7 protein-coding genes and 1 pseudogene are annotated in these 8,725 nt (G+C 70.8%); 4 read left to right on the top strand and 4 right to left on the bottom strand.

Translation table 11 applies throughout. The features are described 5' to 3' along the window. Positions 1–109: 109 nt before the first annotated feature. On the bottom strand, positions 110–1,219 hold the full coding sequence (locus tag ACH442_RS02300) for a glycerate kinase (RefSeq protein WP_396120727.1): 1,110 nt from the start codon (positions 1,217–1,219) through the stop codon (positions 110–112). 56 nt (positions 1,220–1,275) lie between these two features. Here ACH442_RS02300 and nadA point away from each other — a divergent pair, with 56 nt between their 5' ends. The 3 genes from nadA to ACH442_RS02315 all read left to right on the top strand — a co-directional run bounded on the left by nadA (position 1,276) and on the right by ACH442_RS02315 (position 4,682). Then, positions 1,276–2,445, top strand: coding sequence for a quinolinate synthase NadA (gene nadA, locus ACH442_RS02305; RefSeq protein ID WP_396120728.1), 1,170 nt, complete (start codon positions 1,276–1,278; stop codon positions 2,443–2,445). A gap of 185 nt (positions 2,446–2,630) precedes the next feature. Beyond that, the gene (gene murA / locus ACH442_RS02310) at positions 2,631–3,986 is read left to right on the top strand and encodes a UDP-N-acetylglucosamine 1-carboxyvinyltransferase (RefSeq protein WP_396120729.1); all 1,356 of its coding nucleotides are present in this window, start codon (positions 2,631–2,633) and stop codon (positions 3,984–3,986) included. A 75-nt stretch (positions 3,987–4,061) separates the two neighbouring features. Beyond that, entirely contained in the window at positions 4,062–4,682 is a 621-nt protein-coding gene (locus ACH442_RS02315) for a DUF3043 domain-containing protein (protein WP_396120730.1), read from the top strand. 106 nt (positions 4,683–4,788) lie between these two features. On the opposite strand, the gene ACH442_RS02320 is transcribed toward ACH442_RS02315, so the two are convergent. From ACH442_RS02320 to ACH442_RS02330, 3 genes are read right to left on the bottom strand one after another with little or no spacing between them, the layout of a single operon-like run. Beyond that, positions 4,789–5,736, bottom strand: a complete 948-nt coding sequence (locus ACH442_RS02320; protein WP_396120731.1) for an ATP-binding cassette domain-containing protein — start codon at positions 5,734–5,736, stop codon at positions 4,789–4,791. Next, on the bottom strand, positions 5,733–6,533 hold the full coding sequence (locus ACH442_RS02325) for an ABC transporter permease (protein ID WP_396120732.1): 801 nt from the start codon (positions 6,531–6,533) through the stop codon (positions 5,733–5,735). The genes ACH442_RS02320 and ACH442_RS02325 overlap by 4 nt, the downstream gene beginning before the upstream one ends. Continuing rightward, a complete protein-coding gene (locus tag ACH442_RS02330; RefSeq protein ID WP_396120733.1) occupies positions 6,526–7,386 on the bottom strand; it encodes an ABC transporter permease in 861 nt (286 codons plus the stop codon). The genes ACH442_RS02325 and ACH442_RS02330 overlap by 8 nt, the downstream gene beginning before the upstream one ends. Positions 7,387–8,474: 1,088 nt before the next feature. Here ACH442_RS02330 and ACH442_RS02335 point away from each other — a divergent pair. Continuing rightward, positions 8,475–8,725, top strand: a pseudogene (locus ACH442_RS02335) (hypothetical protein); the annotation flags it as partial.

Here is an 8,725-nt window from a genome sequence, read left to right on the forward strand (position 1 = left end):
AGGCGTGTGCCGTACCAGGCAACGCTAACTCCATTCCGGGAGATTCCCAATCTCAGCCGTCACAGTTCACCGCCCGGCCGACCACCCCGGCCCCCGCCCTTGAAACGGACTAGGGGCGACTCCACTGACGGGAGATGCGTTCCGCGAGTTCGCGCAGGCCGCGCGCGGGTTCGGCCATCGCCTGCCCGACCGAACCGAAATGTTCCACGAGCGTGTGCGTCTCGGTCACCCCGGCCGCGGACGCCTCCCGGTGCCCGGTCTCGTTGCGCCCGGCCAGCACCACGCAGGGCAGGCCACGGTCGCGAGCGCCGGCCGCGATCCCGGCGACCACCTTCCCGCGCAGCGACTGGTGGTCGAAACTTCCCTCGCCGGTGATCACCAGGTCGGCCGCGTCCAGTTCGGCGTTCAGCCCGATCAGGTCGCCGACCAGGCCGATCCCCGACGTGACCTGCGCGCCGAGGGCGATCAGGGCGGCACCGAGCCCGCCGGCCGCGCCTCCCCCGGGCCGCGACGCGAGACCCTCGAGATCAAAGGCCTTCTCCAGTACGCCGGAGAAGTGCTCCAGCGCGGCATCGAGCCGCAGCACGTCCTCGCGGGTCGCGCCCTTCTGCGGGCCGAAGACGTTGCTGGCGCCGTGCAGGCCGGTCAGTGGGTTGTCCACGTCGGTGGCCGCGACCAGCGCGACCTGACGGAGCCGGGGCACGCCGCCGAGCGCGACCGCGGTGATCAGCGGGGCGCCGCCGTAGGGCAGGGCGTACCCGGCCGCGTCGATCGGGGCGGCGCCCAGCGCGGCGAGCATGCCGGCGCCCGCGTCGTTGACCGCGGAGCCACCCAGTCCGACCACCACCCGCGTGGCGCCGCTCTCGACGGCCGCGGCCAGGAGCAGGCCCAGGCCGTACGACGTAGTGGTGCCGGGATTTCGCTCCTCGGCGGTGAGCAGGTGCAGGCCGCACGCCTGAGCGCTCTCCACGTAGGCCGTGCCGCCGGTGAGCAGGATCTCGCCGCGCGCCGGACGTCCCAGCGGGTCCACGGTGCGCACCTCGATCCGGCGCCCGTCCAGCGCGGCGGCCAGCACCTCGACGAAGCCGGGGCCGCCGTCCGCGATCGGGCGCAGCACCAGCTCGTCGGAAGGGACGGACCACCCGTCGGCGACGGCACGGGCCACTTCGGGGGCGGAAAGGGTACCGGCGAACTTGTCCGGACAGATCAGTACGCGCACCCCAGGAGTGTGGCAGCACACAGCCGCCTTCTCAGCCCCTGTGCAACGATGATTTCGTGACGGCGACCTGGACCGAACCCGGAAACACCCCTGTCGCGCTGCTCCTTCTCGGCAAGGGCACCGACCCGGCGAGCGAGCGGGGCGTCGACTGCCCCGGCGACCTGCCGGCCCCCAGCGACCCCGACCTGGTCGCCCGCGCGACGGCGGCCAAGGCCGCTCTCGGCGACCGGGTCTTCGTGCTGGGCCATCACTACCAGCGCGACGAGGTGATCCAGTTCGCCGATGTCACCGGCGACTCGTTCAAGCTCGCACAGCAGGCCGCGGCCCGGCCGGAGGCGGAGTTCATCGTCTTCTGCGGCGTGCACTTCATGGCCGAGAGCGCGGACATCCTGACCAAGCCCGAGCAGCGGGTCATCCTGCCCGACCTGGCGGCCGGCTGCTCGATGGCCGACATGGCGGTGCTCGGTCAGGTCGAGACGGCCTGGGAGCACTTCCAGGACCTCGGCATCGCCGGCGACATCGTCCCGGTGACCTACATGAACTCGTCGGCCGACATCAAGGGCTTCGTCGGCCGCAACTCCGGCGTGGTCTGCACCTCGTCGAACGCCAAGCGCGCGCTGGACTGGTCGTTCGAGCAGGGCTCGAAGGTCTTCTTCCTGCCCGACCAGCATCTGGGCCGCAACACCGCGGTGCTGGAGATGGGCTTCGACCTGGACGACTGCGTGCTCTACGACCCGCACAAGCCGCACGGCGGGCTGACCGGCGAGCAGCTGCGCAACGCCCGGATGATCCTGTGGCGCGGGCACTGCTCGGTGCACGGCCGGTTCACCATCGACAGCGTCCGTGAGGTGCGCGAACGGGTGCCGGGCGTGAACGTGCTGGTCCACCCCGAGTGCCGGCACGACGTGGTCCGCGCCGCCGATTACGTCGGCTCGACGGAGTACATCATCAAGGCGCTGGACGCGGCCCCCGCCGGCTCGGCCTGGGCGGTCGGCACCGAGCTGAACCTGGTGCGCCGGTTGGCCCTGGCCCACCCGGACAAGCAGATCATGTTCCTCGACCGGACGGTCTGTTACTGCTCGACGATGAACCGGATCGACCTCCCCCACCTGGTGTGGACGCTGGAGGAGTTGGTCGCCGGCCGGGTACCGAACGTGATCACGGTCGACGAGAAAACCGCGCGCGAGGCGCGTGTCGCGCTCGACCAGATGCTCGCCCTTCCGTAACTCTCCGTAGCCGGGCGATTCCCGTACCGTTGGGTAATTGCCCGGCTACTTCGTTTCCCCGCCGCGCCAGGACTGGCGAACTTGTCACTCAGCGCTATGCTTCCCCGGTTGCAGAAACGGGTACCCCCGCCCGAGTTCCTGCCCCTCGATCACCGGGCGAACACGCCCGCCGGCTGGAGGTTACGTTGACCGACGATGTCCTGATCGTGCACGGCGGTACGCCGCTGCAAGGACAGATCCGGGTCCGTGGCGCCAAGAACCTCGTCTCCAAGGCGATGGTCGCCGCCCTGCTCGGCGAGTCGCCGAGCCGGTTGTACGACGTCCCCCGCATCCGCGACGTCGAGGTGGTCCGCGGTCTGCTCGGGCTGCACGGCGTCAAGGTCAGTGACGGCGCCGAGGACGGCGAGCTCGTCATGGACCCCACGAACGTGGAGAGTGCCAGCACCGACGAGATCAACGTGCACGCCGGCTCCAGCCGGATCCCGATCCTGCTCTGCGGCCCGCTGCTGCACCGGCTCGGGCACGCGTTCATCCCGGACCTCGGTGGCTGCCACATCGGGCCGCGCCCGATCGACTTCCACATCAAGGCGCTGCGCGAGTTCGGCGCGATCGTCGACAAGACGCCCGAGGGCATGCACCTGAGCGCCCCGAACGGGCTGCACGGCGCCAAGCTGGAGCTGCCCTACCCGAGCGTCGGCGCGACCGAGCAGGTGCTGCTCACCGCGGTCCGCGCGGAGGGCGTCACCGAGCTGCGCAACGCCGCGATCGAGCCCGAGATCATCGACCTGATCTGTGTCCTGCAGAAGATGGGCGCGATCATCACGGTGCACACCGACCGGGTGATCGAGATCCAGGGCGTGCCCAAGCTCTACGGCTACGAGCACAAGCCGATCCCGGACCGGATCGAGGCCGCCAGCTGGGCCGCCGCCGCGCTCGCCACCCGTGGCGAGATCGAGGTGCTCGGCGCCCGGCAGGCCGACATGATGACGTTCCTCAACGTCTACCGGAACATCGGCGGTGAGCTGAAGATCACCGACGACCGGGTGGCTCGCGAGGGCGTCACCGGCGCCGAGGGCGGCATCAAGTTCTGGCACCCCGGCACCGAGCTCAAGGCCGTGGCGCTGGAGACCGACGTGCACCCGGGCTTCATGACCGACTGGCAGCAGCCCCTCGTGGTCGCGCTGACCCAGGCGCGCGGCATCTCGATCATGCACGAGACCGTGTACGAGCAGCGGCTCGGCTACACCGAGGCGCTCAACTCGATGGGCGCGACCATCCAGGTCTACCGGGACTGCCTCGGCGGGACCCCGTGCCGGTTCGGCCGCCGCAACTTCATGCACTCCGCGGTGATCGCCGGCCCGTCCAAGCTGCACGCGGCCGACCTGGTCATCCCCGACCTGCGGGCCGGTTTCGCGCACCTGATCGCGGCGCTGGCGGCCGAGGGCACGTCCCGGGTCTACGGCGTGGACCTGATCAAGCGGGGCTACGAGGACTTCGAGCAGAAGCTGGCGGCGCTGGGCGCTCACGTCGAGCGTCCCTGAGCCTTTTAGCTGCGGTTTCGTTGCGATCAACGGCGCGGTGTGTGGCACACCGCGCCGTTTGGCTACGCTCGTGTCGTGTCCCCGCTGTTTCGCCGTAAGGCTGCCGACCTCGTCGAAGACGCCACCACCTCGGTAACCGAGGAGGCGTCGGCCGACAACCGCCGCAAGAACTACACCCCGAGCAAGAAAGAGCTGGGTGTGGTCACGCCGAAGCGCGCCCCGCAGGGCCGCCGGGTGGAGGCGGCGCCGGCCGACCGCAAAGAGGCGGCCAAGGTGATGCGCGAGAGGCAGCGCGTCGAGCGGGCCGAGGCCTCCGAGGGCATGCGCAACGGCGACGAGCGTTACCTGCTGGCCCGCGACCGCGGCCCGGAGCGCTCACTGGTCCGCGACATCGTCGACTCCCGGCGCACCGTCGGGTCGTTCTTCATCGCCGGCGCGGTGGTCGTGATGGTCGGCTCGGTGGTCCGGCTCCAGGTCGTCCAGATCGCCAGCAACATCCTGTGGGCGCTGCTCGCGCTGGCCGTCGTCGTCGACAGCATCTTCATCTCGCAGCGGATCAAGAAGGTCGTGAAGGCCCGCTTCCCGGAGACCGGGCAGCGGATGGGGTCGCTCTACCTCTACGGGATCATGCGGGCGCTGACGTTCCGCCGGATGCGTGTCCCGAAGCCGAAGGTCGAGCTCGGCGCGAAGATCTGACCCGGTCGAGGTCGGGCCCGGCGACCACGTGACGGTCCCGGGCGACGTGCCGCACCGTTACGAGGCCCTTCGAACCCTCCTGGGCGGTCCTCGTCATGGAACACCGCTAACCGGCGTAGAGGCGGGCCACCACGTCCTCGATGTCGGGCTCGACGACCGACAGGTCACGGATCGAGACGGCGGCGACCAGGTCGGCCACGGCGGCGCCGGCGGTCACGCCGTCCAGCGCGAACGTGACGCGGTGACGGTCCGCCTCGACGGCCACCAGGGTGGCGCCGGGCAGCTCGAAACCGTCCGGGAGCGGGGACGACAGGTCGGCGACGAGGCTGCGACGAGAACCGTACCGGGCGTGCAGGGCCTCGATCGTCCCGTCGTGCACCACCCGGCCGTGATCGATCACCACCAGGCGCTCGCAGAGACGCTCGATGTCAGCCAGGTCGTGGGTGGTCAGGACGAGCGTGACGTCGCCGGTCTCGCCGAGCTCGGCCAGGAACGAACGGACCGCCTGCTTGCTGACCACGTCCAGGCCGATCGTCGGCTCGTCCAGGAACAGCACCTTCGGGCCGTGCAGCAGCGCCGCGGTCAGCTCGCCGCGCATCCGCTGACCCAGTGACAACTGGCGGACCGGGGTGGCCAGGAAGTCGTCGAGGTCGAGCAGCTCACGGCAGCGGCGCAGCCGGGCGGCGTGCTCCGCGGCCGGCACCCGGTAGATGTGCCGGAGCAGGGTGAACGACTCGTGCAGGGGCAGATCCCACCAGAGCTGTGAGCGCTGCCCGAAGACCACGCCGATGCGCAGGGCCAGCTTCGTGCGCTGCGGGACCGGGCGCAGGCCGCACACCTCCACCGAGCCACCGGACGGGGAGAGCACGCCGGTCAGCATCTTCAACGTGGTGGACTTCCCGGCGCCGTTCGGCCCGATGTAGCCGACCATCTCGCCACCCGCGATGCTCAGCGAGACTCCGGCGACCGCCTCGACGGTGCGTTTCTCCCGCCGGAAACGGCCGCTTTTCACGCGTACGGCGAAATCTTTTCGAAGGTCTTCGGTTTTGATCATGAGCCGGTGCTCCTGTACTGACGGATGCCGATGCGCCAGACGATGGCGGCAAGGCCGGCCGCGGCCAGCGCGACCAGCGGAGAGGCGAACCCGGCCCAGGCCGGGAGACCGAGCGGATCGGCGCGGCCGAGAAGCGCCAGCGCGGGCTGATAAGAAACAAAGGCAAAGCCCAGCGCGTACGCGAAAAGACCGCGGAACGCCGGCCCGTAAACGGTGATCGGATAGGACGCGAAGTCGCGCCCGCCATAGGTGAACGCGCTCCCGATCTCCCCCGACTCGACCCACCAGAACGCGAGGCTCGCACTGATCACGAAGATCGCGCCCATGAACACCGCACAGGACAGCGGCGCGAGCGTGAGCAACAACACCCGGGACGGGGTCCAGGCGATGTCGTTGAGGCCGAGCGCGACCCCCAGCATCGTCAGGCCGAACACCACCCGCAGCACCTTGCGCAACGGCAGGTCCATCAGCACCAGCTGCGGCAGCGCGCCCAGCGGGCGGACCAGCACCGCATCCAGGGTGCCGGCCCGGACGTACGTCTTCAGGCGGTCCACGTTCCCGATCGTGAAATCGGCCAGCGAGAAACCGGCCGACGTGAGGCTGGTCATCAGCAGCGCCTCCGGCAGCTCGAAACCACCGATCCGGTTCGTCGCCCGGAACAGCACCAGCACCGTGAGCACGTCGAAGAAGGTCGCGCCGACGTTGACGGCCATCTCGACCACGAACGACACCCGATAGGAGAAGGCCGCCCGGGCCTGGGCGCCGGCCAGCGCCACGTACGCCCTCAGCTCACCCACCCTGCACCACCAGGCGACGCTCGGCGCGTTTCTGCACGAACCAGGCCAGGGTCAGAAGTACGACCGCCCAGGCGGCCTGAAGCGCGACCAGCCCCGCCTGCAGGGCGAGCCCGTCCCGCTCGGCCGCCACGTCCAGCGGCGTCTGCAGGATGCTCGGCATCGGCGTGGCCAGCCACAGCGTCACCGCCAGCCAGTGCGGCAGCAGCCGCAGCGGGAAGTAGAGCCCGCCCAGCACCCCCGCGCAGAGCACCCACAACAGAATCGGCCCGCGGGCATCCTGCAACCAGTAGGCCGACGCGTTCACCAGATAGCGGCAACCGAAACTGACCACCACCGCCAGCAGCACCGACACCAGGAACAACGGAACCGTCGACCAGCGCCCCGGCAGGTGCAACGGGAAACACAGGGCGCCGACCACCACCGGCACGACGAACCGCGTGAGCATGCCGTGCGCGGCCCGGCCCAGGTCAGCGGCCAGGTAGGTGATCAGCGGGGAGACCGGACGTAACAGATCGGCCGCGACGTCGCCCGTCCGGATACGTTCGGCGAGCTCCGACCAGCCCCACAACATGACCACACTCAGTAGTCCCTGGCCCAGCCAGACGTACGTGGCGAGCTGCTCCGCGTCGTACCCCGCGGGCCGGCCGCCGAAGGTGCTCGCCGCCACCGCCAGCAGGACATAGCAGCGCAGGTAGCCGAAGACAACATTGGTGAACGTTCCGGCTATGGTGGCCTGACGATAGGTGGTCCAACGCCGGAAACCCGACCCGGCCAGTGCACCGAAAGTAGTAATCGAGAAGCGCTTCGGACCGTCCGGAGAGATCGTGAGCACGCTGGCGTCCTTCCCGGCCACGCCGCTAGTCTCCTTTCCACCGACCCGCAGTGAGCCGGGAGACTCTACCCGGGTCTCCGGTCCTTTTTTGATACCCCCATGGAGTTCGCCGTGACGGTGCGTTGCCAATCGCCGGGCCCGGTCGCCCGATGAACGGTTGGAGCTCCCGCCCGGGCGGCGAAGGCTGGGACGACGAGCCCGCGTGGGTCTACGAGATCACCTGGGAGTGGGAGCCGCTCCCCGGACAGCGCTACCCCGGCGACCCCGGGCGTCGTAAGGCCGTGCACACCCCGGTCTACGAGGCGTCCCGCGGCGGTCAGCCCGGATCGGCGCCGGTCAGTTCGGCGCCGGGCGGCCCCGGTCACCCGGGTGGTGCGCAAGGCGGCCCGGGTCAAGGCGGCGGCGCGGCCCAAGGTCGCGGCCGGATCCCGGCCGAGGATCCGCAGCGGTACGGCGGAGGGCCGCGCGACTCGCGCGACGACCCCTCCTGGAACCGGCCGTACGGGGAGCAGCAGCGCCATGGGAGCACGCCCGTCTACGGGCGCGGAAACCCGCCGTCGGTGCCGGTGACGCCGGGACGCGTGCCCGGGGCGTCGGCTCCCGTCTCGCCGGGACGGCCCTCGTCCGGGCCGGTCTCGCCCGGACGGCCCGGAGCGTCCGGGGCGGCTCGGGTGCCGCAGTCGCCGGGGCAGCGGCCTCAGGAGAACTGGGGTGGGCGGCCGGCGCAGCCCCAGCAGCAGCCCCAGCAGCGGCCTCAGCAGCCGCAGCAGCAGCCCCAGCCGCAGTGGAATCGGGACGGGTACGAGTCGGCTGGTGGGCGGGCCGGGTTCGGGCCTGGACCTCAGCGTGGGCCGGTTCCGCCCGGACACGGGCAGGCCGGTCATCCGCAGTCCGGCTCGCGGTTCGTGGAACAGCCCGGGGTACAAGGGCGGCCACCTCAGGGGCGGCCCGACTCGACCTACGGGAGCGCGCGCCCTGCTCCGCCGGAAGCATTTGCGGCTCGGGGTGGGCGCGATGGGCGTAGCCCGGAATCGCCGTTCGATCTGCGGCCCGCTCCCCAGGACCGGAACAGTCCGGCTCCGGCGCGACCGGCGGCTCAGCCGACCCGGATGACGCCGCAGCAGCCGGCGGTGCCGCCGGCAGCGATGTACCCGGGTGGGCAGGGGCCCAATCGGCGGGACGAGCGCGAATGGGGTGCTGGTCAGCCGGGACCCGGCGTCGCACCGGTCTCCGGCATCGCGGGACCCGGCATCGCACCCGTCTCCGGCATCGCGGGACCCGGCATCGCACCCGTCTCCGGCATCGCGGGACCCGGCATCGCACCCGTCTCCGGCATCGCGGGACCCGGCATCGCACCTCG

The sequence above is a fragment of the Actinoplanes sp. NPDC020271 genome, assembly GCF_044388125.1.
GTDB lineage: Bacteria > Actinomycetota > Actinomycetes > Mycobacteriales > Micromonosporaceae > Actinoplanes.